A 23,376-nucleotide genomic window follows, 5' to 3' on the forward strand; every position below is an offset into this window, starting at 1 on the left:
ACCACCTTCCCACTCCCCGCGGATGACAGAACAAGACACGACCCAGGCATTGCCCACCCACCATGGCCATCCCGACCCGGCAAGCCGCCCTGACGTGGTAGCCGCCATCAACGCGCGCGCCGGGGGCGGCCACGCCGAAGAACTGGCGGCCCATATCACCGAGGCATTTGCACGTCATGGCCTGCACGCCGTGGTGCATCTGGCACGCAGCGGCGAAGACATGCTCCAGACTGCGCGCACTGCCGTGCGCGACAAGATCGCCGTAGTCGCCGTGGGCGGTGGCGATGGCAGCGTCAATGCGGTGGCCTCGATCCTGCTGGCTGATCCGCACTGCCAGAGTGCGCTGGGCGTGTTGCCGCTGGGTACGCTGAATCACTTCGCCAAGGACCTCAACATCCCGCTGACGCTGGACGAGGCCATCGCCAACATCGCCACCGGGCGCAGGCTCAAGGTCGACAGCGGCGAGGTCAATGGCGCGCCCTTCATCAACAATTCCAGCCTGGGTCTCTATCCCGACATCGTGCGCGAACGCGAGAAGCAGCAGGCGCGCCTGGGCCGGGGAAAATGGCTGGCCTTCACCTGGGCCGCCATGGGGGCGCTGCGGCGCTACCCCTTCCTGCGGGTGCGGCTGTCCATCGATGGCAAGGAACATTGGCGGCGCACGCCCTTCGTCTTCATCGGCAACAACGAATACCTGATGAGCGGCCTGGACATCGGCAAGCGCTCCACCCTCACCAAGGGCCAACTGAGTCTCTACGTCTGCCACCGCACCGGACGCTGGGGCCTGCTGCGCTTGGCCCTGCATGCGCTGTTCGGTCGCCTGCAGCAAGCGCAGGACTTCGACGTGCTGACCTGCAGCGAGATCCACATCGAGACCCATAAAAAGCGCATGCGCGTGGCCACCGATGGCGAAGTCAATCTGATGCAGACCCCGCTGCACTACCGCATCCGTCCAGCCTCGCTGACGGTGATCGTGCCGCAGGCCGCGGTGCCGGAAACCGGCAACGACAGCCCACCCGGACTGCTCGACAAATTGCTGGGGGAGAACTGATGCGCACCCTCATCCATCTGTCGGACCTGCATTTCGGACGCACCGATCCCGAGATCATCGAACCCCTGATTGCCCAGGTGCATGAGTTGCAGCCAGACCTGGTGGTGGTCTCCGGCGACCTGACCCAGCGCGCGCGCAGCAGCCAGTTCAAGCAGGCCAGGCAGTTTCTGGATGCCCTGCCGCTCCCCCGGCTGGTGGTGCCGGGCAATCATGACGTGCCGCTCTTCAACGTGGCCGCACGCCTGATGCAGCCGCTGCGCAAGTACAAGCGCCACATCACCGCCGATCTGCAGCCGCGCTATGTCGATGATGAAATCGCCGTGGTCGGCATCAACACCGCCCGCTCACTGACCATCCAGGATGGCCGCGTCAATGATCGCCAGATCGAACTGGCGCGGCGCGAGCTGGCCGCGGTGGGCGATCACCTGGTCAAGATCATCGTCACCCACCACCCCTTCGACCTGCCGCCGGGCCCGCAGCATCATGGCCTGGTCGGCCAGGCGGTACCGGCCATGCGCGCCTTCGCGCTGTGCGGGGCCGATCTGCTGCTGGCCGGTCACGTGCATACCAGTTCGGCCGTCAGCAGCGCCGGGCGTTATCACATCCCCGGTTATTCGGCCCTGGTGGTGCAGGCGGGCACGGCCACCTCCACCCGTGGCCGCGGCGAGAGCAATTCCTTCAACGTGCTGCAGGTGGAGGCACACCAGATTGTGGTGCATCGACTGGGCTGGCAGCCCGAAGTGAAGAGTTTTGCGCTGGCCGCGTCGCAGACCTTCGTGCAACGCGGCAGTGAGTGGTTCGAGCAGAGCGCCGACGGCCAGCGCTGTGAATGATCAGACCGTAGCGCGGCCAGCGCGGGTATAACGGATCACATCCACCAGCAGGAACAGCAACAAGCTTGCGCCCATCAGTGGCAGGCTCCATCCCAGCAACAGCGCCAGCACCGCCAGCGTTGCACGCTGCACCGGCGCCAGCCGCATCACGGCCTGGATCAAGGGCGCCAGGCTGGCGCCTGCGGCCGGGCGGCGACGCCACCACATCATGTAGCCCAACACGATCAAGCCGGTCAGGGCCACCCCGAAGAGCGCCATCAGGATCTGGTTCGCGACGCCGAACAGTACGCCCATGTGCGCATCCACCCCCCAGCGGATCAGCTTGGCGATCAACGGGAAATCCGCAAAATCGGCCCGGCTGGTGATGGCCATGCGATCCGCATCGATGGCCACCGTATCCACCCGGGTCGGCCAGGAGCGATCCACCTCGCGCACCACCCAGGCCTGGTGCGCCGCACGTGGCGGACGAATCTCGATATCGGCCGCGTCGATGCCGCCGGCGCGGGCAATCTGCTGCACCATGTCGAAGCGGGCCGGGTCACCGGCCTCGGGCATCGGCATCGGCATGCCATGCGCGCCCATGTGATCGGCGTGCTCACCCATGGACATGGCCGCTGCGCCAGGCTGCAACTGCGTCGACACCGATGGCGTGATCCAGCCCAGTTGGGTACGCATCTGGCCCACGCGCTCACCGGCCCAGCGTGACCAAGTCAGTCCGGTGGCCGAGAAAAACACCAGTCCGAGCACGATCCACAAGCCCACCAGCGTATGGATGCGGCGCACGTTCAGCGGTCGCGCTACGCGCGCTGGGGCGCCGGTACGCCGCCGCCGACCGCGCCACCACAACCACACTCCGCCCAGCGCAGCCAGCCACAGCCAGGAAGCGGCCAGTTCGCTGTAGTTGCGGCCCAGCTCGCCCAGCATCAGGTTGCGGTGCAGGTAATCCAGCGTGGTCCGCAGCGGCAGCACGCCACTGGTGCCATAGACAATCAGATCGCCCTTGACCTGCAGGCTCACCGGATCGACGAAGATGGCCCGGCTCTCCGAATCGCCCAGACCGGGCTGGCTGAACATCACACGGGTATTCCATCCGGCGGCCCTGGCCGGTCGCACCGCGAACAGCCGCGCCTGCGGCCCCAGGAATGCCTGCGCGGCGGCCACCTGCTCGGCCAGCGGCCTGGCCTGGCCCGAGCTCTGGTTGTAGAGCTGGGTGGCATAGAGATGCGATTCGATCTGCGGGGTCAGTACGTAGAGCGTGCCGGTCAGCGCCGCCACCAGCACGAAGGGACCGACGAACAGACCGATGTAGAAGTGCAGGCGCAACAGCACCGCATGCAGGGCCGAGGGTGTCGCAGTGGCCGTACGGGCGGTCGGGCTGGCAGCGGTGGCGGGCGGGGAGGTGGTGGTCATGGCGGGGAGGATGGCGGGTGCCATCGACATGGATCAGGAGAACAGGGTCGCGATTGTAGGCCCTGCGGTGGCCCCTGCGAATGTGACAATTTGTCGCAGCGCCAATGCAAAAGAGCCGACGGAGGGATCCGTGCGGCTCTTCTTGCCTGTGCCCTGCAGCGCCGTGAAGACGGCGTCCGGTGGGGATCACATGGGATTTTCGTCGATCCAGTCGCCCGAAAAATCGAGGATGTAGGCGATCGCCTCGTCTTCGGTATCGAATTCATTGGTGGGCGCCTTGCGCTGGTAACGCAGCTTGCCACTGCCATCCTTGCCTTCGTGAATCACGAAGCAAGCCATGAATTTGCCGTTGTCGAGCTTCTTGATCTCCGGGATGACGGCGTTTCCCCTGTACGGGAAGATCTGGGACATGTGATGAAACCTCCTTGTTGCGAGGCGCAATGCTAGCACAAGCGCGGTTTTCCTACCGGCAGCCGGCACGCCGCCATCCCCTGCCGGGGAGACGACTACGCAATGCAGCATGCCGCCCCTATTTGCAACATTGTTGCATTTGTGAGATATTCGCAACTCAGTTGCATTCACGCCGTTTTAGCCCATTCGCAGACGGCGACTTTCCCCGTCCACCCTTGCCCTGATTTCACACTCCCATGACCTCCCCCCAACGCCAGCCCGGCGACCGCCGGCTTCCCGTGACGGTGCTTTCCGGCTTCCTCGGTGCCGGCAAGACCACTCTGCTCAACCACATCCTGCACAACCGTGAAGGCCGCCGCGTGGCGGTGATCGTCAATGACATGTCGGAAGTCAACATCGATGCGGCCCTGGTGCGCGATGGCGGCGCCGATCTCTCGCGTACGGAAGAAAAGCTGGTGGAGATGAGCAATGGCTGCATCTGCTGCACCCTGCGCGAAGATCTCTTGATGGAAGTGCGCAAGCTGGCGCGCGAACGCCGTTTCGATCAGCTGGTGATCGAGTCGACCGGCATCTCCGAACCCTTGCCGGTGGCCGAGACCTTCACGTTCACCGATGACGAGGGTGCCAGCCTGTCCGATGTGGCGCGGCTGGACACCATGGTCACGGTGGTCGATGCCTTCAATTTCCTCAAGGACTACAGCTCTCAGGACAGCCTGCAGGAGCGTGGTGAATCAATGGGCGAGGAAGACAGCCGCACCGTGGTCGACCTGCTCATCGAGCAGATCGAATTCTGCGACGTGATCGTGCTCAACAAGCTGGATCTGGTCTCGCCGCTGGACCTGGAGCGGCTGCACGCCATCTTGCACAAGCTCAATCCGCGTGCGCGCATCGTCACCGCGCAGTTCGGCAAGGTCGCGCTGGACCAGGTGTTGAACACCGGCCTGTTCGATTTCGAACAAGCCGGCCAGGCCCCCGGATGGCTACAGGAACTGCGCGGCGAGCACATCCCGGAGAGCGAGCAGTACGGCATCACCAGCTTCGCCTGGCGCGCACGCCGACCCATGAATGCGCAGCGCTTCTTCGATCTGATCAATAGCGAATGGCCCGGCGTGGTGCGCTCCAAGGGATTCTTCTGGCTCGCCACACGCCCGGCCCATGCGGGTTCGTGGTCGCAGGCCGGTGCCGTCTGCCGTCACGGACTGGCCGGCAAATGGTGGGCCGCCGTACCGCGCGAGAAGTGGCCGCAGGATCAGGAATCCATCGATTTCATCCTGGAACAGTGGGATGACAATGTCGGCGATGCGCGCCAGGAGTTGGTCTTGATCGGCATGGACATGGATCAGGCGGCATTGACCACCAAGCTCGAAGCCTGCCTGCTCACCGATGCCGAGATGGCGCAAGGGCCGATGGGCTGGGCGCGCATGAGCGATCCCTTCCCCGCCTGGGAGTGATCGGCGTGGCCCTGCTCCATCAACGTAGTCCCCTGCCCGACGTCGCCCGTGATGAACCCGCCAGCATCGCCCTGCCCCTGCATTGGGTAGGCATGTGCGGCATCGCCCTGCCGTTGCGGCTGGAAGACGGCACCCGCTTGCCCGCCAGCGCCGAGGTCGCGGTGGACCTGCCCGATCCGCAGGCCAAGGGCATCCACATGTCGCGACTGTACCTGCTGCTGGATGCCTTCGCGCAACGATCAGGTCTGACGCCCGCCGCCGTGCATGCGCTGCTGCGGCAGATGCGGGAGAGCCACACCGATTGCCGGTCACGTGCCGCGTTGCTGCGACTGGACTTCGCCTTGCTGCAGCAGCGGGCCGCGCTGGTCACGCCGGATCTGACGGGCTGGAAGAGCTATCCGGTCAGCCTGTCAGCGCAATTGCGCGATGACACGCTCGATATCCGTCTGAAGGTGAGCGTCGCCTATTCTTCCACTTGCCCCTGCTCGGCAGCGCTATCGCGACAGGCCTTGCAGGATGCCTTTGCCGCTGACTTCGCGCAGCAGGAGGTCATCGGTCGCGAGGTCGCGCTGGGCTGGCTCGCGCGCCATGCGAGTGTGGCCACGCCACACAGCCAGCGCAGTCAGGCCGAGCTGAGCATTGCGGTCGGCGGCGATGCCGCGCAGTTCCCGCTGGTGGCATTGATCGATACCGCCGAAGCAGCACTGGGCACGGCCGTGCAGACCGCAGTGCGACGCGCTGACGAACAAGCCTTCGCTCTGGCCAACGGCGCCAATCTGATGTACGTGGAAGATGCGGCACGCCGCCTGCAACAGGCGCTGGAAGCGCGCTTTGCCGCGTGCTCGGTACGCGTGTCGCACTTTGAGAGCCTGCATGCGCACGATGCCGTGGCGACCGCTGCCACGCCTGGCTGGCAGGAGCCGCTGCGCTGATGCCGGGCCGCTGCGACTGGCAGCGCCGCCCGAACCGGGGTATCGTTGCCCTTTCCGCTTCCTCTGTGTGCCACCCGATGACGTCCGATTCCCTTCCCTCTTCCCTGCGCAGGCTGCAATATGCGGCCTTCGCCCCCGGCCCGCGCATGCTGGTCCTCGGTGCCGTGCACGGCAATGAAACCTGCGGTACCCAGGCCATCGCCCGCCTGCAGCACGAACTCGACAGCGGGCAACTGCGCCTGCAGCGCGGCCTGCTGACGCTGGTGCCGGTGACCAATCCGCTGGCCTACCAAAAGCAGCAACGCCAGGGCGACCGTAACCTGAACCGTAACCTGCGCCCGCACCCGGCCCCCGCCAACTTCGAGGACCAGCTCTGCAACGTGCTCTGTCCGTGGATCGATGAACACGAGATCCTGCTCGACCTGCATTCCTTCCATACCGGCGGCATGCCCTTTGCGATGCTCGGCCCGGAAGACAATGGCGGCGAGGTCGAACCCTTTGCGCATGGGGCCGCCGAAGCGCGCATGGTGGCGCACCTGGGCTGCCAGCGCGTGGTGGAAGGATGGATGGGGGCCTATGTGCGCGGGGTGGAGCGCCGCCGCCAGCAAGGCCATGCGGTTTCTCCCGACCTGCTGGACCGCCAGTATGGCGTGGGCACCACCGAATACGCGCGCAGCAAGGGTTTATACGGCGTGACCCTGGAATGTGGTCAGCACGATGATCCGCAAGCGCCGCAAGTCGCCTATCACGCCATCCTCCAGACACTGGCCCTGCACGGCATGATCGATGTGCCCCTGCAACCGCCGCTGGCCGACATCCAGCTGATCCGCCTGGTGGACGTGATCGACATGGAACATGCCGAGGACCGCTTCACCCGGGAATGGTCCAGCTTTGACCGCGTACACCAGGGCCAGTTGATCGGCCACCGGCACAGCGGCCAGGCGGTGCTGGCGCCGGGCGACGGCTACATCGTCTTCCCCAACCCGCGCGCCCTGCCGGGCAATGAATGGTTCTACTTCGGGGTCGACAGCCAGCGCCGGCTGTGAAGTCGCAAGCGCTTCAGCAGTCCAGTGCGTAGAAGCGGGAATCGACCACCATCACCGGGAAGGCAGGCGGCAGCGTGCTCTTCTCGATGAGCCGGAAACCGTTTTTCTCGTAGAAGCGATGCGCCGCCAGGAACTTGTCGGTGGTGCCCAGGAAAATCTGACGCAGGCCCTGCGCGCGCGCCCAGGCGATGGCTCCGTCCAGCAGGCGCGCGGCCGTACCATGCTCCTTGCCGCGATGGCTGGCCGCCACGAACATCTTGCGCAGTGCCACCTGGGCGTTGCCGATATCGAGCAGGGAGATGGTGCCCACCACCTTGCCACCATCGAGCGCGACCCAGAAATTGCCATGGCCCTTCTGGTAAAAACCGGCAATATCCTTCAGGTCGGGCTGCCCCTCCAGGGTGATGGGAATGCCGAACTCTTCCTGCTGGATCGGCAGGATGACATCGACCACGCCCTGTGCGTGTTCCGGACGATAAGCTTGAATCTCGATCATGGTTAATCTTTATAAATGATTTATAGCGTTATTTAAGTTCACTTCCCGGCGTCAGCTCCCAGCAGCGGGGGCTGTGGGCGAAGCCGATATGACCGTAGTAGTCGCTCGCATCGGGGGCGGCCAGCAGGCGCAGGCGGCAGCGCGGCCCTAGGCGGCTGCGGGCGGCGCGGATGAGTTCCTTGCCGATGCCCTGGCGCTGGTATTGCTCATCCACGGCCAGTTCCGACATGTAGCAGGCATAGACGAAATCGGTCACGCAGCGCGCCACACCGACCAGCAGATCACCATCCCAGGCGGTGGCCATCAGGCTGGCATGGGTCACCATGGCCTGCATGCAGTCGCGGTCCTCCAACGGACGGCGCGGGCCCAGCGAGGTGCGGGAAAGAATGTCGATGAATTGATCGGCGGTCAGGCGAAGGTCGGTACGGTAGACGATGGGCATGGGCGCAGGCGGACGTGACGACGAAGCCAGTCACGTTAACACAAAAACATAAAACGCCGCAGAGCATGCAGCGCTGCGGCGTCAGATGAGCTTTGCGAAGACCAGCGGCCAATGCTGGGGTCATGGTGCAGAAAACGTCAGGCCATGTGCCGAACTGTTCAGGCGTTTTTCCAGCTCGGTGCGCGCTTTTCGAGGAAGGCATTGACGCCCTCCTTCTGATCCTGCGTATCGAAGAGATCAACGAAGAGTTCGCGCTCGGTCTGCAGGAGGGTGCCCAGCGGATTGTGACGCGCGCCCTGGATCAACTGCTTGCTGGCCGCCACCGACGACGGACTCTGCTTCTCGGCCTGCAAGGCCAGCGCCAGCGCACGTTCGCGCGCCTGGCCCTTGGGCACCACCTCTTCCACCAGGCCGATGCGCAGGGCGGTGTCGGCATTGACGCGTTCTCCGCACAGGATCATGCGCTTGGCCCAGCCTTCACCGACCAGCCAGGGCAGGTTCTGCGTGCCGCCCGCGCAGGGCAGCAAGCCCACGGCGGCTTCCGGCAAGGCCATCTGAGCCTGCTCTTCGGCGATGCGGATGTCGCAGGCCAGGGCGCACTCCAGGCCACCGCCCATGGCGTAGCCATTGATGGCCGCAATCGAGACGCCCCGGAAGCCCGACAAGGTCTCGAAGGCTTCCCCGAAACGACGCGCCATCTCGCGCGCCATGGCCTTGTCGCCATCGGCGAAGAGCTTGAGGTCGGCGCCGGCGGAAAAGAACTTCTCGCCCTCACCGGTCACGACCAGGGTGTAGATCTCGCGGTCGGCGTTGAGGTCCTTGACCAGCCGGGTGAGATCGGCCAGGGCCTCGCGGGTCCAGGTATTGGCGGGCGGATTGGACAGGGTCAACACGGCGGTGTGGCCGCATTTTTCCAGCTTCAGATTGGTGTAGGTGCTCATGCGTTTCCTCGGGATGGTTCAGCGGATGTCGTCCAGCGTGTCGCGGCCGAGCAGGTTGCGCGAGATGATCACGCGCATGATTTCATTGGTGCCTTCCAGAATCTGGTGCACCCGTACGTCGCGGAAATAGCGTTCCAGCGGATATTCGCGGATATAGCCATAGCCGCCGTGCAGTTGCAGCGCCTCATTGCAGACGCGGAAGCCCAGATCGGTCGCCAGCCGCTTGGCCATGGCGCAATAGGTGGTCGCCTCGGGCGAGCCGGCATCGAGCTTGGTGGCCGCCAGCCGCACCATCTGGCGCGCGGCCACCAGCTCGGTCTGCATGTCGGCCAGCTTGAATTGCAGCGCCTGGAAGTCGGCAATCGGACGGCCGAACTGCTTGCGCTCCTTCATGTAGGCGTGGGCCGCGTCCAGCGCCGCCTGGGCTGCACCGACCGAGCAGGTGGCAATGTTGATGCGCCCGCCATCGAGCCCCTTCATGGCGAAGACGAAACCCTCGCCTTCCTCGCCCAGCAGGTGGCTCACCGGCACCTTGACGTTGTCAAAGCTGATGGTGCGGGTGGGCTGGCTGTTCCAGCCCATCTTGCTTTCCTTCTTGCCGTAGCTGATGCCGGGGGTGTCACCCGGCACTGCGATGGCCGAGACGCCGCGCGCACCGGGGCCGCCAGTGCGGGCCATCACCACCAGCAGGTCGGTGCTGCCGGCGCCCGAGATGAAGGCCTTGGAACCGTTGATGAGATAAAAGTCGTCGACCCGGCGTGCCGTGGTCTTGAGCGAGGCCGCGTCCGACCCGGAACCGGGCTCGGTGAGGCAATAGGAGCCGATCTTCTGGCCGGCTGCCAGCTGCTCGCACCACTCCTCCTTCAGTTCCGCATGGCCCCAGGTCGCTACCATCCAGCTGACCATGTTGTGGATGGTGAGATAGGCCGCCGTCGAGGTACAGGCGCGCGCCAGTTCCTCGAAGACGATGGTGGCATCCAGGCGCGAGAGGCCCAGGCCGCCGACTTCTTCGGGCGTATAGAGTCCGCAGAAGCCCAGCTCGCCCGCCTTGGCGATCACGTCCAGCGGGAAATGTGCTTCTTCGTCCCACTTGGCCGCAAAAGGTGCCATCGCACGGGCAGCGAAGTCGCGCGCACTTTGCTGGAAGGCCAGCTGGTCCTCGTTGAGTTCAAAATCCATGCTTGTCTCCTGTTCATTGTTTTATCCAGGCCGTGCGGGCGTGCGCAGGGTGGCATGCCGCCTCGGGCCTTAGCTTAATGGAATTCGCGCCGGGCAGTTGTCACCGGCGCGACATTGGCCGCTCGCTCAGGCCGCAGCCGGCCTCACGCCCTGTACCTGGGCGGCCTGGGCGAAGTCGGCCAGCAACGTGGTCTGGCGTGCCTGCATCGCGAGCACGGCCTGCTGCTTGACGTGACCGAAGCCACGCACCTGTTCTGGCAACTGTGCCAGGGCGATGGCCACAGGCAGGTTGGTGGAGGTCAGCTTGGGCAGCAGGTCCAGCATCATCTGGCGATACTGCACGATCAGCGCGCGCTCCATGCGGCGCTCTTCGGTACGTCCAAAGACATCGAAGAAGCCGCCGCGCAAGCCCTTGCAGCGGGCCAGCAGCCGCAATGCGCTCATCATCCAGCTGCCATAGCGGGCCTTGATCGGTTGGCCCTGTCCATCCTTGCGCGCGAAGATCGGCGGGGCCAGATTGAAGCTGAGCGTGAAGTCGCCCTCGAACTGCTGCGCCAGTTCTTTCTGGAACTGGCCGTTGGTATAGAGCCGCGCCACCTCGTATTCGTCCTTGTAAGCCATCAGGCGCGAGAGATTGCGGGCCACGGCCAGAGTCAGCTTGTCGCTGCCCAGTGGCGCTTCGGCGGCGCGCACGGCTTCGACCACTTCCATGAACCGGGCGGCGTAAGACGCATCCTGATACTCGGTCAGCAAGGCCACGCGGCGCTTGATCAGTTGGTCCGGCGACTGCGGCAGATGCACCACCACCGGCTGGGCCGGCAGCGCGATCTGCTCCACGCGGCGCAGGTCAACGGCGGCACGGCGGCCCCAGCGGAAGGCGGTCTGGTTGGCCTCGACCGCTACGCCATTGAGTTCGATCGCACGCAGCAGCGCGGCTTCGCTCAAGGGCAGTTCACCGCGCTGCCAGGCATAGCCCAACATGAAGAGATTGGTGGCGATGGCGTCGCCCATCAAGGCCGTGGCCAGGCGTGTGGCATCGATGAAGTCGGCCTGCTGGTCGACCGATTCCAGGATCAGCGCCTTGACTTCCTCGACGGGGAACTGCCAGTCCGAGTTCCTGGCGAATTGTCCGGGCGGCTGTTGATGCAGGTTGACCACCGCCCGCGTCCGGCCAGGGCGCATCTTGGAAATGGCATCGAAGGCGCCGGCAGTCAGCATGTCGCAGCCCAGCACCAGGTCGGCCTCGCCGGTGGCGATGCGCTGGGCACGGATGGCATCGCGCCGGGCAGCGATGCGCACGTGCGAGGTGACCGAACCGTTCTTCTGCGACATGCCGGTCATGTCCAGCACCGACGCGCCCTTGCCTTCCAGATGCGCGGCCATGCCCATGAGTGCGCCGATGGTGATGACCCCGGTGCCACCGATGCCGTTGATGAGGATGTTGAAGGGCGTCTCGCAGGAAGGAATGGCCGGTTCGGGCAGCGCACCGAAATCATCGGGCGCGCCCTTCTTGTGGACGCCGGTGCGCGACTTCTTCAACTGGCCGCCAGTCACGGTGACAAAACTGGGACAGAAGCCCTTCACGCAGGAATAATCCTTGTTGCAGGAAGACTGGTCGATGACGCGCTTGCGGCCCAGTTCGGTCTCCAGCGGCAGGATCGAGGTGCAGTTGGACTGCACGCCGCAATCGCCGCAGCCCTCGCACACGGCCGCATTGATGAAGAGCCGTTCGTTGGGATCGGGAAATTCGCCTTTCTTGCGGCGGCGGCGCTTTTCGGCGGCGCAGGTCTGGTCGTAGATGATGACGCTCACGCCTGGAATCTCGCGCAGCTCGCGCTGCACGGCATCCATGTCCTTGCGGTCATGCAGGCTCACGGTTGCCGGCAGACCGTTGCGGTCGGCGTAACGGCTGATGTCTTCCGAGACCAGGGCAATGCGCTGCACGCCTTCGGCAGCCATCTGCTGCGCGATCATCGGTACCGACACCGTGCCATCGACCGGCTGTCCACCGGTCATGGCCACGGCATCGTTGTACAGGATCTTGTAGGTCATGTTGACCTTGGCGGCGACGGCGGCGCGAATGGCGAGATAGCCCGAATGGAAATAGGTGCCATCGCCCAGGTTGGCGAACACGTGCGGCACCTTGGAGAATGGCGCCTGTCCGATCCAGGGCGCGCCCTCGCCGCCCATGTGGGTGGTCAGCTTGTTGAATTCCGGATAGATGGCGGTAGCCATCACGTGGCAGCCGATACCGGCCAGCGCGAAGCTGCCTTCAGGCACGCGGGTGGAGGTATTGTGCGGACAGCCCGAGCAATAGTAAGCCGGGCGCGGCGGCGTATTGACAGCCTTGCTCAGCACCGCATCCTTGGCATCGAGGAAGGCCAGGCGCGCCTTGATCAGGTCACTGGTATGGAAACGCGCGATGCGCGCGGCAATCACGCGGGCGATCTGCGCCACCGAGAAATCGGCCTTGGAGGTCAGCAGCCACTCGCCACGCGGGGCCACCCATTCGCCCTTTTCGTCGAACTTGCCGATCACGCGCGGACGCACGTCGTCGCGCCAGTTGTAGAGCTGCTCCTTCAACTGGTATTCGACCATCTGGCGCTTTTCTTCGACCACCAGGATCTCGTCGAGGCCCTGCGCGAACTCGCGCACGCCCTCCGGCTCCAGCGGCCAGGGCATCGAGACCTTGAACAGGCGCAAACCGATGTCGGCGGCGAAGGCTTCGTCGATACCCAGCTCGGACAAGGCTTCCAGCACGTCGAGATAGGACTTGCCGGAGGCGATGATGCCCAGCCGCGCGCGCGGGCTATCGATCATCACGCGGTTGAGTTTGTTGGCCCGCGCGTAGGCCAGCGCGGCATAGATCTTGTAATCCTGCATCAGCGCTTCCTGCTTGCGCGCCTGCACGCCCAGGGTATCGGTGGAAAGCCGTGCATTGAGGCCGCCCGCAGGCATGACGAAATCGGTCGGCAGACGGATCTCGACGCGGAAGGGATCGGCATCCACCGAGGCACTGGACTCGACGGTGTCGGCCAGCGCCTTGAAGCCCACCACACAGCCGGAATAACGCGACATGGCCCAGCCATGCAGGCCCAGATCGAGATACTCCTGCACGTTGCAGGGATAGAGCATCGGGATCATCGAGGCAGAGAAGATGTGGTCCGACTGGTGCGGCAGGGTTGAGGAATAGGCCCCGTGATCATCCCCGGCCACCAGCAGCACGCCGCCCTGGGCGGAGGTGCCGGCGTGGTTCATGTGCTTCAATACATCGCCGCAGCGGTCCACGCCAGGCCCCTTGCCGTACCACATGGCATAGACGCCGTCATAGTCGGAAGGACCGATCAGCTTGACCTGCTGCGTGCCCCAGACGGCGGTGGCGGCCATGTCTTCGTTCACGCCGGGCTGGAATTTCACGCGGTGCGCGGCCAGGTGCGGCTGGGCGTGCCAGAGGGCCTCGTCCAGTCCGCCCAGGGGCGAGCCGCGATAACCCGAAATGAAACCGGCCGTGTTGAGGCCCGCCGCGCGGTCGCGGATCTGCTGCAGCATCGGCAGGCGCACCAGCGCCTGAATGCCGGAGAGATAGATGGCGCCTTCGGTGGCGGTGTATTTGTCGTCCAGACTGACAGGGGCCAGTCCGGAAGTGTCTGGAACTGGTCCGGTACGGTTGCCTGTCCGGTCAGTCAAGTGTGCGGTGACGGTATGCAAGCCGTCTGTCGCGGGGGTGCCGGGTGTCTGGTCGAGGACCGGCGAGTGAGCGCTCACTGGGGTCACAGCCTGTGCGCAGTCGCGATCGCCTTCTACGGTTGGCGTCGCCGCTGCGGCAGGCTCAGCTGCCGAACGGAATTGCATTGCTTGTCTCCAAAATTTTTGTTTCAGATAGCGTCTGCCATTACTGCACCGGGTACGGCACATCACTGCCAGACACATCGACCGTGGTAGCGGTCCACACAACAATCTCCGTCTCGAAAACTGCTGTGACTGAAGTCTATCCGCAGGTCCGCAGAATCCGGAAATACCGAATGAGGATAGGGGTATAAGAAAAAACGATAACCCGTTTTCGATACCGCCTCCCTGCACCATCGCATTGCATCACGGCAATTTTTGAGGGGCGTGAGGCGGATTTCGACCGGTTTTTCATCTTCCTGACAGCAAGTCGCGTTATGCTAACCGGCAAATTTTTTGCACCGCATCGCTGCAGCATTTCCCCTCGACAACAACAGCACAACGAAGCCGCCACAGAGAGCCATGAGCAATCCCACCCAAGAACAGATGGAACCCGACAGCGCCGTCTACAAAACCCTGCTGGAATCGACCAAGGCGATTCCCTGGAAAATCGACTGGAGCACCATGCAGTTCGCCTACATCGGCCCGCAGATCGAGCAACTGCTGGGCTGGACGCCGGAGAGCTGGAAGACGGCCGACGACTGGGCCATGCGCATCCACGCGGAAGACCGCGAGGCGGTGGTCGATTTCTGCATCTCGCAATCCAAGGCCGGCGCCGACCACGAGGCCGACTACCGCGCCCTGACCCGCGATGGCGAGCACGTCTGGATCCGCGACGTGGTGCATGTCGTGCGCAATCCCGATGGCAGCCCCAATTCGCTGATCGGCTTCATGTTCGACATCACCGAGCGCAAGAAAACCGAGGCACGCCTGATCGAATTGCAGAAGGAGCTGGAAGCGCTGTCCTACCGCGACGGTCTGACCAACGTGGCCAACCGCCGCATGTTCGATTCGGCGCTGGAAGTGGAATGGGCCAATGCGGTCAGCACGCGCGCGCCGCTGTCGCTGATCATGCTCGACATTGATTACTTCAAGCAGTACAACGACCATTACGGCCACATCCGTGGCGACGACTGTCTCAAGCAGGTCGCGCAACTGCTCAGCCAGAGCGCCACCCGCAGCCGTGACTTCTTTGCCCGCTATGGCGGCGAGGAATTCGTGCTGATCCTGCCCGAGTGCGATGAAAAGGCGGCCCTGCAGGTCGCCCAGCGCTGCCGCACGCTGATCAATGAGGCCGCCCTGCCGCACGCCAAGTCGCAGGTCTCCCCGCACATCACCATCAGTCTGGGCGTGACCACCATCGTGCCTTCGCCGATGGACCAGCGCATTGCCTTCCTGGAACAGGCCGACCGCCGCCTGTACCGCGCCAAACAGTTGGGCCGTGACTGTATTGCCGTAGACGAGTGAACTGTACCTGTCTCGCAGCGAAGGCCATCGCTACAATCGGCCTTCCTGCTTGCGCTTAGGCGCAGGTTCCCTGACCTTGCTGCGAGACCCTCATGCCTGCCACCTACGCTTACCGCCTGCTCAACGTCTTCGCCGAATCGACCTTCGGCGGCAATCCCCTGTGCGTGTTCGAAGACGCGCGCGGCCTCGATGAGGCCACCATGCTGGCACTGGCCCTGCAATTCAACCTGTCGGAGACGACCTTCATCTTCCCCTCCACGGTTGCCGATGCGCAGGTGCGCATCTTCACCACCGGTTACGAGATGCCCTTTGCCGGCCATCCCACGCTGGGTACGGCGCAGGTGGTGCGCGAGCTGCGCGGCTGCGGCGATGCCCTGACCCTGGAATTCAAGGCCGGCGTGGTGCCCGTCACCGCCCGTGGCGATGTCTGGACCTTTACCGCGCCCTGCCCCGGTGGCGCGCGCACGGCGCCCTCGCCCCTGTCGCGCGCCGAAGTGGCGGCGCTGCTGGCGCTGGAGGCGGGCGACCTGGCCGCTGATCCGATGTGGGTCGATACCGGCGCCGACCAGTTCCTCATTCCCCTGCGTTCCACTGCGGCAGTGCGCCGCGCCCGCCCCGACAGCGGCCTGCTGGAACGCTGGCCGGCGAGCAGTCTGGGACGCAAGACGGCCTATGTCTTCGCCTTCGATGAGGCCGCCCCGGATCAGGTGCTGGCACGCTACTTCTTCACCAAGCAGGGCGGTGGCGTGGCCGAGGATCCAGGTACCGGCTCGGCCTGCGCCAACCTGGGCGGCTGGCTCATCGCGACCGGCGCAACGCTGCCGGCGCGCTACGCCATCGATCAGGGTGCGGCCGTGGACCGTCCGTCACGCCTGCATCTTGCGGTCGATGCCGGGGGCGCAATCCAGGTCGGCGGCCGCGTCATCGAGATCGGACGCGGCACCGTCACCATCGATCCCGTCGGACAGACCATGCTGGCCTGAGCGGGCTGCTCAGCGTGTGAGACCGCCCTCCTGCGTGAGCGGAAAGATCAGCGCATGCAGCCAGTCCATGAACTCCGCCAGCCGCGCCGGTACGTGACGCCGGCTGGCGTACAGGATCGTGACCGGCATGGGGGCCGGTCGATATTGCGGCAGCACTTCCACCAGCCTGCCGCCGTCGAGCATCTTGCGTTTCTGCGCGCCCACCAGCGGCAACTGGATCAGTCCCAGGCCGGCCTGACAGGCGGCGTAATAGGTCTCCGTGCCATTGACCGTGACGCTGCCGGCCATGGACAGGGTGTGCGTCTGGCGGCCATCGAACCACTCCCAGCCGGGCGAACGTCCGCCCAGCACCTGCCGGTAATGCACCAGCTGGTGCTGCGCCAGATCCTCCAGCGTACGCGGCGTGCCGTGGCGTTTCAGATAGGCGGCGCTGGCGCAGTTGATCTGCACCAGGTGGCCGATGGGCCGCGCCACCAGTGAGGAGTCATCCAGCGTGCCGGTACGCAGCACGCAATCAAATCCCTCCGCCACCAGGTCCACCCGGCGGTCACTGGCCGAGAGTTCGATCTCCAGTTGCGGATGCCGGGCCAGGAAGCCCGGCAAGGCCGGCAGCACCACTTCGCGCGCCATGGCGCTGGACATGTCGACCCGCAACTTGCCGCTCAAAGGCTGACCGCCTGCCCGAAACATGCCGCGCAAGGATTCGAATTCATCCAGCAGTTCCTGGCTGCGCCGGTAGAAGGCCTCGCCATCGGCGGTCAGCTGCACGCGCCGCGTGGTGCGCTGGAGCAGGCGCGTGCCCAGCATCTGCTCCAGTTGCTGTACGGCCAGCGACACGCTGGCGTTGGGCAGCCCGAGCTGGCGCGCCGCACCGCTGAAGCTGGCCAGTTCGGCCACGCGCTGGAAGATCTTGAGGGTATCCAACTGGTTCATGTGCTCGCCTGATTATTATTCAATTCTGAAAAGTCTAATAGTAAATCCTGAATTTATTCTTAAATTTCTTCTCAATATACTGAGCTCCTCAACAACCAAGGAGCCCGACATGAACGCCCAAGCTGCTTCCACCCCCACTTCTCCCCGCATCGCCCTGATCACCGGCGGCAGCCGGGGCCTGGGCAAGAACACCGCCCTGCACCTGGCCCGCGAAGGCGTGGGCATCCTCCTGACCTATGTCGGCAACCGTACTGCTGCCGATGCCGCAGTGTCAGAAATCGAAGCCCTCGGTGTACCGGCGGTGGCCTTGCAGCTGGACTTGGCCGACAGCGCAAGTGTTACGGCCTTCGCACAACAAGTGTCCGATGCACTGTACCGGGTCTGGCAGGTCCGCCAGTTCAACTATCTGATCAACAACGGCGGCATGGGCATCTATGGCCCGATCGCCGAGACCAGCGAAGCGGACTTCGACGCGCTCTACAAGGTCCATCTCAAGGGGCCGTTCTTCCTGACCCAGGCGCTGCTGCCACTGCTGGCCGATGGTGGGCGCATCATCAACATCTCCAGCGGGCTGGCACGCTTCGCCCTGCCGGGCTACGCTGCCTATGCCGCCATGAAGGGTGGCGTGGAAGTGATGACGCGCTACATGGCCAAGGAATTCGGCGCGCGCGGCATTGCCGTCAATACCGTGGCACCGGGCGCCATCGAGACCGATTTCGGCGGAGGCCGCGTGCGCGACAATGCCGAGCTCAACGCCTTTGTCGCCAGCCAGACCGCACTGGGCCGGGTCGGCGTGCCCGATGACATCGGCGCGGCGGTGGCCTCCCTGCTGCGTCCGGACAACGGATGGATCAATGCCCAGCGGGTGGAAGTCTCGGGCGGCATGTTCATCTGAGCCCCCGCGCGCGCATGATCGGCGGTTCGCCGCAGGAAGAAGAAACCGGTGTTTCCACTTGGGAAATACCGGTTTTTTTGTGCGCATGACGGCCCCTGCGTGCACCCTGGCCACTGCTTTTTTCCACTCCCGTGCACACGCCGCGCGGCCCCGTGCAGCCGGCCCTTGCAGGCCGCGACGCATTCTGTTGCGCAATGGAATCTGCTCGGGTAACATCGCTCGGCGTTTGGTGCAGCCCCGTTCTTGCTGACGTGTCCCACATGTGAGCAGAGCAGGTGATGACACCACCGCCTCCACGGGCGGCAGACACAGAACAACAGATCAGGGCACCGTTTCAGATGCGGTGATTTCAGGGAAGGACGACACGACAGTGCACCGGAGGCGGCATCGCGTCCGGAGCGCAAGACGGCGTCCACGGTGTGGCGTATTCATGGGGGCCAGTATTTTCAGTCGATTCTTTCGCAATCGCGCAGTGCGTGCCTGTGCGAACGCGGCCACCCTGTTTGCGGCCCTGCTGGCGGCTTCCCCTTCCGACGCTGCCGATGTCGCCGGTTCTTCCACGACGGCCGGTCCCGATTGTTCACGAACCTACACGCTGGCCCTGCACGATCACGGCCTGCTCTATTCTGCGGCCACCGATACGGGGATCGACAAGGATTTTGCCGATGAGCTGATCCGCCGCAGCGGCTGCAAGGTCAACGTCAGTCTCATGTCGCGTGCGCGCATCTGGCAGTTGATCGAGTCAGGCGCGCTGGACTTCAGCCTCTCCGGCATCACCAATGCCGAGCGCGACAGATTCGCCTCCTTCGCCTGGTACTTCAGCAACAAGTACTACCTGCTGGTGCGCAAGGATGCCGGCATCACCCAACTGGCCGATATCGCCCGCAGCGAGCGTTTCAAGCTTGGCGTCATCCGTGGCTTCCGCTACAGCAGCAACGCCAACCGTGTGGTGGACGAACTGGCCGCCGCCAATCGCGTCACCCTGGCCGGCGGGCTGGAGCCGCTCTATGAGGCGCTGCTGCAGAATCGCATCCAGGGCATGATCATGGAGCCCTTCGATTATCCGGTGGTGGGAGAAAAGCGCATTCGCGAGGCCACCACCATCATCAGCTTCGAGGATCCCTCGGTGCTGCATGGATTGATCATGTCGCGCCAGGCCCTGCCCCCCGCCGAGCAGGAAAAATGGCGCGCCCTGGTCAATGGCATGCTGGCCGATGGTACGGTGCTGCGCATCTTCCGCAAGTACTTCAATGCGGAACTGGCGGCAGCCATGGTCCAATTCCAGAGCAAGCCGTGAACTGGATACGCCAGATCCTGCTGCCCCTGATCATCCTGGCCACAGGATTGGGCGTCACCTGGACCGCCTGGGACCACGAACGCGACGCCGCCGCCAAGGAGGTCCATACCCAGTTCGCCTCGGTGCTGCGCGAGACCGTCAGCCGCATCGAGCAGCGCATGGCTTCCTACGAACAGATGCTGCATGGGGTGCAGGGTCTGATCTCGGCCACCGGCAACATCGACCGCAACCAGTTCCGCGACTATGTCGAGGCGCTCAACCTGGACGCCAATTTTTCCGGCATCCAGGCCATCTCCATCGAGGAGTGGGTGCCGGCCCGGCAACTCGATGCCCATCTGGCCCGCATGGCGCGCCAGGGCTTGGCGGACTACAAGATCCGCCCGGCGGGAGCTCGCCCGGCCTATGCCCCGACCATCCTGCGCGAGCCCTACGTGGGCCGCAACCGTCTCCCCTTCGGCAACGACCAGTGGTCCGATCCGGTGCGACGCGCGGCCATGGAAAAGGCGCGCGACTCCGGCATGGCGACCGTCTCCGGCAAGATCGAACTGGCCGGTGAAGGGCCGGCCACACCGGCCTTCATGATGTACCTGCCGCTGTACGAGCGCGGCCAGCCGCAGTCCACCATCGCCGAGCGGCGCGCCAGCCTGATCGGCTGGGTGCATGCGGTCTTCCGCATGAGCGATGTCATCGCCAGTCTGTACGGCGAGAGCAGCCGCACCATCGCCTTCATGCTCTTCGACGGCGTCACGCGGGACCCGCAGGACCTGCTCTACCGCTCGCCGCTGGCCAGCGCCCCGCTGCACCGCCCACGCCTGCAGGCCGATGAATATCTGGTGGTGGCCAATCACAACTGGACCCTCTCCATCAGCACCACCGACGCCTTCACCACCCAGTTCGGGCGCAATGCCGAGCAGCTCATCGCTGCCACCGGCATCGGCTTGAGCATCACGCTGGCCCTGCTGGCCTGGCTGATGATGTCCAGCCGCAAGCGCGCCGTGCGTCTGGCCGAGAAGATGACGGCGGAACTGCGCGCCAGCGAGGAACAGTTCCGCGCCATCGCCGACTGCACCGTCAACTGGGAAGTCTGGTGGGGCCGCGATGGCCGCCCGCGCTGGATCAATCATGCCGTGCGCGACTACACCGGCTATACGGTGGAACAATGCCTGAGCATGCCGGACTTCATCGGCAGCATCGTCCATCCCGACGACGAGCACCGCATACGCGCCGAGCTGGCGCGCTGCATGGATGGCCAGAAGCGCGAGGACGTGGAATTCCGCTGCGTACGCAAGGATGGCACGGTGTTCTGGCTGTCGCTGTCGTCGGCGCCGATTGCCGATGCCCAGGGCAGCTTCACGGGATTCCGCACCAGTGCGCGCGACATCACCGAGCGCAAGCAGATCGAAGCCGAACTGCGCATCTCGGCAGTAGCCTTCGATTCGCGCGAGGGCATGCTCATCACCGACGCCAACAGCAAGATCCTGCGCGTGAACAAGGCCTTCACCGAGATCACCGGCTACACCGCCGAGGAAATTGTCGGCAAGCATCCCAAGCTGCTGCGCTCGGACCGCCATGGTCCGGCCTTCTTCCAGGAGATGCGCGAGAGCATCCGCCGCTTCGGCAAGTGGCAGGGTGAGATCTGGGACCGTCGCAAGAACGGCGAGGTCTATCCCGAGTGGCTGACCATCTCGGCGGTCAAGAACAAGGACAACCAGGTGACCCACTACGTCAGCACCCATCACGACATCAGCGACCGCAAGCTGGCCGAGGAACGCATCCGCGAGCTGGCCTTCTTCGACGCCCTGACCCGCCTGCCCAACCGCACCCTGCTCCTGGACCGCCTCAAGCAGGCCATCGCACTGTCGCTGCGCACCCGCACCTGCGGCGCGCTGCTGTTCATCGACCTGGATCACTTCAAGACCCTCAACGATACCGTCGGCCATGAGAAGGGCGACACCCTGTTGAAACAGGTGGCCCAGCGCCTGCTGGCCAACGTGCGTGAAAACGATACGGTGGCGCGGGTGGGCGGTGATGAATTCGTGGTGGTGCTCGAAGCCTTGAACGATACCCAGCAGGAAGCCGCCACCCAGACCCGCGCCATCGGCGAGAAGATCCTCGCCGCGCTGGGCGCCACCTACCAGCTGGACGACGTCGAATATCGCACCACTGCCAGCATCGGCGCCACCGTTTTCCTGGGGCGGGCGACCTCGGTGGATGAACTGATGAAGCAGGCCGACCTGGCCATGTACAAGGCCAAGGAAACCGGCCGCAATGCGCTGCGCTTCTTCGACCCGGCCATGCAGACCGCCGTGCTGGAACGCGCCACCCTGGAAGCCGGCCTGCGCAAGGCCATTGAAGGGGAGCAGCTGTTGCTGCACTACCAGCCGCAGGTGGTCGAGGGTGGTCGCGTGACCGGTGCGGAAGTACTGGTACGCTGGCAGCATCCGCAGCGCGGCATGGTGCCCCCGGGCGACTTCATCCCGCTGGCCGAAGAAACCGGACTGATCCTCTCGCTGGGCAACTGGGTGCTGGAAACCGCCTGCAAGCAGCTGGCCGTCTGGGCCAAGCGGCCGCGCATGGCCGAGCTCAGCATCGCCGTCAACGTCAGCGCGCCGCAATTGCGCGAGGCCGATTTCGTGCAGACCGTGCTGGACATCATCGAGCGCACCGGCGCCAATCCGCGCCGCCTCAAGCTGGAGCTCACCGAAAGCCTGCTGGTGGACAACGTGGAAGACATCATCCAGAAGATGTTTGCCTTGAAGGCTTACGGCGTAGAGTTTTCGCTGGACGATTTCGGCACCGGTTATTCGTCCCTGTCCTACCTCAAGCGGCTGCCGCTGAATCAGCTTAAAATCGACCAGTCTTTCGTGCGCGATGTCCTGATCGATCCCAACGACGCCTCGATAGCCAAGACCATCGTCAACCTGGCCCAGAGCCTGGGGCTGGGGGTGATCGCCGAGGGTGTGGAAACCGATGCCCAGCGCTCCTTCCTGGCCGATGCCGGCTGCCATGCCTACCAGGGCTATTACTTCTGCCGGCCCGTGACGGTCGATGCCTTCGAGAAATTCGCCCAGGACCGCGATCCCCTCATATCCGTTGCCTAGGAGTCCGATCTCATGAGTCACGCTTTGTCCGCCTTCGCCATCAATCAAAAATGGCCGGCCCAGCACCCCGAGCGCATCCAGCTGTATTCGCTGCCCACGCCCAATGGCGTGAAGGTCTCGATCATGCTGGAAGAAACCGGCCTGCCCTACGAAGCCCACCTGGTGAGCTTCGAGACCAATGACCAGATGTCACCGGAGTTCCTGTCGCTGAACCCGAACAACAAGATCCCCGCCATCATCGATCCCAATGGCCCAAATGGTGCAGCGCTGCCGCTGTTCGAATCGGGGGCCATCCTGCTCTACCTGGCCGAGAAGACCGGCCAGTTTCTGCCCGCCGATGCCGCGGCGCGCTACCAGGTGATCCAGTGGGTGATGTTCCAGATGGGCGGCGTGGGGCCGATGTTCGGCCAGTTGGGCTTCTTCCACCGCTTCGCCGGCAAGGAGTACGAAGACAAGCGTCCGCGCGACCGTTACGTCAACGAAACCAAACGTCTGCTGGGCGTGATGGACCGGCGTCTGGCACAAAGCCAGTGGCTGGGTGGCGATGCCTATTCGATCGCCGACATCGCCACCTTCCCGTGGATCCGCAACCTGATCGGCTTCTATGAGGCCGCCGAGCTGGTCGGCTTCCAGGACTTCCCCCATGTGGCACGGGCACTGGAAGCCTTCGTGGCACGGCCGGCGGTGGTGCGCGGGCTCAACATTCCGGCGCGGGGCTGATCGATCCGCGCTGGGCGCCTGCTGCGGGTGGCGCAGGGTGTAAATCACTTTGCGGCAGCACG

The 23,376-nt window shown here is 64.5% G+C and carries 19 protein-coding genes; 11 read left to right on the plus strand and 8 right to left on the minus strand.

Translation table 11 applies throughout. The features are described 5' to 3' along the window. The first annotated feature begins 22 nt into the window (after positions 1–22). Complete coding sequence (locus GWL_RS09650) at positions 23–1,051, plus strand: diacylglycerol kinase family protein (protein WP_034350396.1); 1,029 nt, start codon at positions 23–25, stop codon at positions 1,049–1,051. Further along, the gene (locus GWL_RS09655; RefSeq protein WP_008329345.1) at positions 1,051–1,884 is read left to right on the plus strand and encodes a metallophosphoesterase; all 834 of its coding nucleotides are present in this window, start codon (positions 1,051–1,053) and stop codon (positions 1,882–1,884) included. The genes GWL_RS09650 and GWL_RS09655 overlap by 1 nt, the downstream gene beginning before the upstream one ends. On the opposite strand, the gene GWL_RS09660 is transcribed toward GWL_RS09655, so the two are convergent. After that, on the minus strand, positions 1,885–3,318 hold the full coding sequence (locus tag GWL_RS09660; protein ID WP_008329346.1) for a PepSY domain-containing protein: 1,434 nt from the start codon (positions 3,316–3,318) through the stop codon (positions 1,885–1,887). It abuts the gene before it with no gap. A 162-nt stretch (positions 3,319–3,480) separates the two neighbouring features. Beyond that, complete coding sequence (locus GWL_RS09665) at positions 3,481–3,705, minus strand: hypothetical protein (RefSeq protein ID WP_008329347.1); 225 nt, start codon at positions 3,703–3,705, stop codon at positions 3,481–3,483. A gap of 236 nt (positions 3,706–3,941) precedes the next feature. Here GWL_RS09665 and zigA point away from each other — a divergent pair, with 236 nt between their 5' ends. The 3 genes from zigA to GWL_RS09680 all read left to right on the plus strand — a co-directional run bounded on the left by zigA (position 3,942) and on the right by GWL_RS09680 (position 7,134). Continuing rightward, complete coding sequence (gene zigA / locus GWL_RS09670; RefSeq protein ID WP_008329348.1) at positions 3,942–5,156, plus strand: zinc metallochaperone GTPase ZigA; 1,215 nt, start codon at positions 3,942–3,944, stop codon at positions 5,154–5,156. Further along, positions 5,153–6,088 (plus strand): GTP cyclohydrolase FolE2, encoded by a 936-nt coding sequence (folE2, locus tag GWL_RS09675; RefSeq protein WP_008329349.1) that lies wholly within the window; start codon positions 5,153–5,155, stop codon positions 6,086–6,088. Before zigA ends, folE2 begins: the two co-directional genes overlap by 4 nt. A gap of 77 nt (positions 6,089–6,165) precedes the next feature. Then, positions 6,166–7,134 (plus strand): succinylglutamate desuccinylase/aspartoacylase family protein, encoded by a 969-nt coding sequence (locus GWL_RS09680; RefSeq protein ID WP_008329350.1) that lies wholly within the window; start codon positions 6,166–6,168, stop codon positions 7,132–7,134. A gap of 13 nt (positions 7,135–7,147) precedes the next feature. On the opposite strand, the gene GWL_RS09685 is transcribed toward GWL_RS09680, so the two are convergent. The 5 genes from GWL_RS09685 to GWL_RS09705 all read right to left on the minus strand — a co-directional run bounded on the left by GWL_RS09685 (position 7,148) and on the right by GWL_RS09705 (position 13,900). Next, the gene (locus tag GWL_RS09685) at positions 7,148–7,630 is read right to left on the minus strand and encodes a GNAT family N-acetyltransferase (RefSeq protein WP_008329352.1); all 483 of its coding nucleotides are present in this window, start codon (positions 7,628–7,630) and stop codon (positions 7,148–7,150) included. Between the two features lie 28 nt (positions 7,631–7,658). Next, positions 7,659–8,072: a GNAT family N-acetyltransferase gene (locus tag GWL_RS09690; protein WP_008329354.1), complete on the minus strand. Its 414-nt coding sequence runs from the start codon at positions 8,070–8,072 to the stop codon at positions 7,659–7,661. Between the two features lie 158 nt (positions 8,073–8,230). Further along, a complete protein-coding gene (locus GWL_RS09695) occupies positions 8,231–9,013 on the minus strand; it encodes an enoyl-CoA hydratase (protein ID WP_008329356.1) in 783 nt (260 codons plus the stop codon). Between the two features lie 18 nt (positions 9,014–9,031). Beyond that, positions 9,032–10,192 (minus strand): acyl-CoA dehydrogenase family protein, encoded by a 1,161-nt coding sequence (locus GWL_RS09700; RefSeq protein ID WP_008329358.1) that lies wholly within the window; start codon positions 10,190–10,192, stop codon positions 9,032–9,034. Positions 10,193–10,318: 126 nt separating this feature from the next. Next, on the minus strand, positions 10,319–13,900 hold the full coding sequence (locus GWL_RS09705) for an indolepyruvate ferredoxin oxidoreductase family protein (RefSeq protein ID WP_008329359.1): 3,582 nt from the start codon (positions 13,898–13,900) through the stop codon (positions 10,319–10,321). A gap of 540 nt (positions 13,901–14,440) precedes the next feature. Between GWL_RS09705 and GWL_RS09710 the strand changes: the two genes are divergently transcribed. Both GWL_RS09710 and GWL_RS09715 read left to right on the plus strand, forming a co-directional pair. Beyond that, positions 14,441–15,385 carry a sensor domain-containing diguanylate cyclase gene (locus GWL_RS09710; RefSeq protein WP_008329360.1) on the plus strand — a complete coding sequence of 315 codons (945 nt, stop codon included), beginning with the start codon at positions 14,441–14,443 and terminating at the stop codon, positions 15,383–15,385. Between the two features lie 92 nt (positions 15,386–15,477). Continuing rightward, positions 15,478–16,368, plus strand: coding sequence for a PhzF family phenazine biosynthesis protein (locus tag GWL_RS09715; RefSeq protein ID WP_008329361.1), 891 nt, complete (start codon positions 15,478–15,480; stop codon positions 16,366–16,368). Positions 16,369–16,377: 9 nt separating this feature from the next. Here the strand turns inward: GWL_RS09715 and GWL_RS09720 are convergent, their stop codons facing one another. Continuing rightward, a complete protein-coding gene (locus tag GWL_RS09720; protein WP_008329363.1) occupies positions 16,378–17,301 on the minus strand; it encodes a LysR family transcriptional regulator in 924 nt (307 codons plus the stop codon). Positions 17,302–17,410: 109 nt separating this feature from the next. Between GWL_RS09720 and GWL_RS09725 the strand changes: the two genes are divergently transcribed. The 4 genes from GWL_RS09725 (at position 17,411) to GWL_RS09740 (ending at position 23,314) form a co-directional block, all read left to right on the plus strand. Next, on the plus strand, positions 17,411–18,196 hold the full coding sequence (locus tag GWL_RS09725; RefSeq protein WP_008329365.1) for an SDR family NAD(P)-dependent oxidoreductase: 786 nt from the start codon (positions 17,411–17,413) through the stop codon (positions 18,194–18,196). A 430-nt stretch (positions 18,197–18,626) separates the two neighbouring features. After that, on the plus strand, positions 18,627–19,493 hold the full coding sequence (locus tag GWL_RS09730; protein ID WP_008329367.1) for an ABC transporter substrate-binding protein: 867 nt from the start codon (positions 18,627–18,629) through the stop codon (positions 19,491–19,493). After that, entirely contained in the window at positions 19,490–22,594 is a 3,105-nt protein-coding gene (locus tag GWL_RS09735) for an EAL domain-containing protein (RefSeq protein ID WP_008329369.1), read from the plus strand. Before GWL_RS09730 ends, GWL_RS09735 begins: the two co-directional genes overlap by 4 nt. 12 nt (positions 22,595–22,606) lie before the next feature. Continuing rightward, positions 22,607–23,314, plus strand: coding sequence for a glutathione S-transferase N-terminal domain-containing protein (locus GWL_RS09740; RefSeq protein WP_008329372.1), 708 nt, complete (start codon positions 22,607–22,609; stop codon positions 23,312–23,314). Positions 23,315–23,376 lie beyond the last annotated feature (62 nt).

It is taken from the genome of Herbaspirillum sp. GW103 (assembly GCF_000261365.1).
In the GTDB taxonomy this organism is placed as follows: domain Bacteria; phylum Pseudomonadota; class Gammaproteobacteria; order Burkholderiales; family Burkholderiaceae_D; genus Herbaspirillum.

Coding starts and splice junctions, on each gene's coding strand:
- GWL_RS09665 (WP_008329347.1), bottom strand. CDS start 3,705: ATGTCCCAGATCTTCCCGTACAGGGGAAACGCCGTCATCCCGGAGATC.
- GWL_RS09680 (WP_008329350.1), top strand. CDS start 6,166: ATGACGTCCGATTCCCTTCCCTCTTCCCTGCGCAGGCTGCAATATGCG.
- GWL_RS09690 (WP_008329354.1), bottom strand. CDS start 8,072: ATGCCCATCGTCTACCGTACCGACCTTCGCCTGACCGCCGATCAATTC.
- GWL_RS09660 (WP_008329346.1), bottom strand. CDS start 3,318: ATGGCACCCGCCATCCTCCCCGCCATGACCACCACCTCCCCGCCCGCC.
- GWL_RS09700 (WP_008329358.1), bottom strand. CDS start 10,192: ATGGATTTTGAACTCAACGAGGACCAGCTGGCCTTCCAGCAAAGTGCG.
- GWL_RS09655 (WP_008329345.1), top strand. CDS start 1,051: ATGCGCACCCTCATCCATCTGTCGGACCTGCATTTCGGACGCACCGAT.
- GWL_RS09710 (WP_008329360.1), top strand. CDS start 14,441: ATGAGCAATCCCACCCAAGAACAGATGGAACCCGACAGCGCCGTCTAC.
- GWL_RS09740 (WP_008329372.1), top strand. CDS start 22,607: ATGAGTCACGCTTTGTCCGCCTTCGCCATCAATCAAAAATGGCCGGCC.
- GWL_RS09695 (WP_008329356.1), bottom strand. CDS start 9,013: ATGAGCACCTACACCAATCTGAAGCTGGAAAAATGCGGCCACACCGCC.
- GWL_RS09730 (WP_008329367.1), top strand. CDS start 18,627: ATGGGGGCCAGTATTTTCAGTCGATTCTTTCGCAATCGCGCAGTGCGT.
- zigA (WP_008329348.1), top strand. CDS start 3,942: ATGACCTCCCCCCAACGCCAGCCCGGCGACCGCCGGCTTCCCGTGACG.
- GWL_RS09715 (WP_008329361.1), top strand. CDS start 15,478: ATGCCTGCCACCTACGCTTACCGCCTGCTCAACGTCTTCGCCGAATCG.
- GWL_RS09685 (WP_008329352.1), bottom strand. CDS start 7,630: ATGATCGAGATTCAAGCTTATCGTCCGGAACACGCACAGGGCGTGGTC.
- GWL_RS09650 (WP_034350396.1), top strand. CDS start 23: ATGACAGAACAAGACACGACCCAGGCATTGCCCACCCACCATGGCCAT.
- GWL_RS09720 (WP_008329363.1), bottom strand. CDS start 17,301: ATGAACCAGTTGGATACCCTCAAGATCTTCCAGCGCGTGGCCGAACTG.
- GWL_RS09725 (WP_008329365.1), top strand. CDS start 17,411: ATGAACGCCCAAGCTGCTTCCACCCCCACTTCTCCCCGCATCGCCCTG.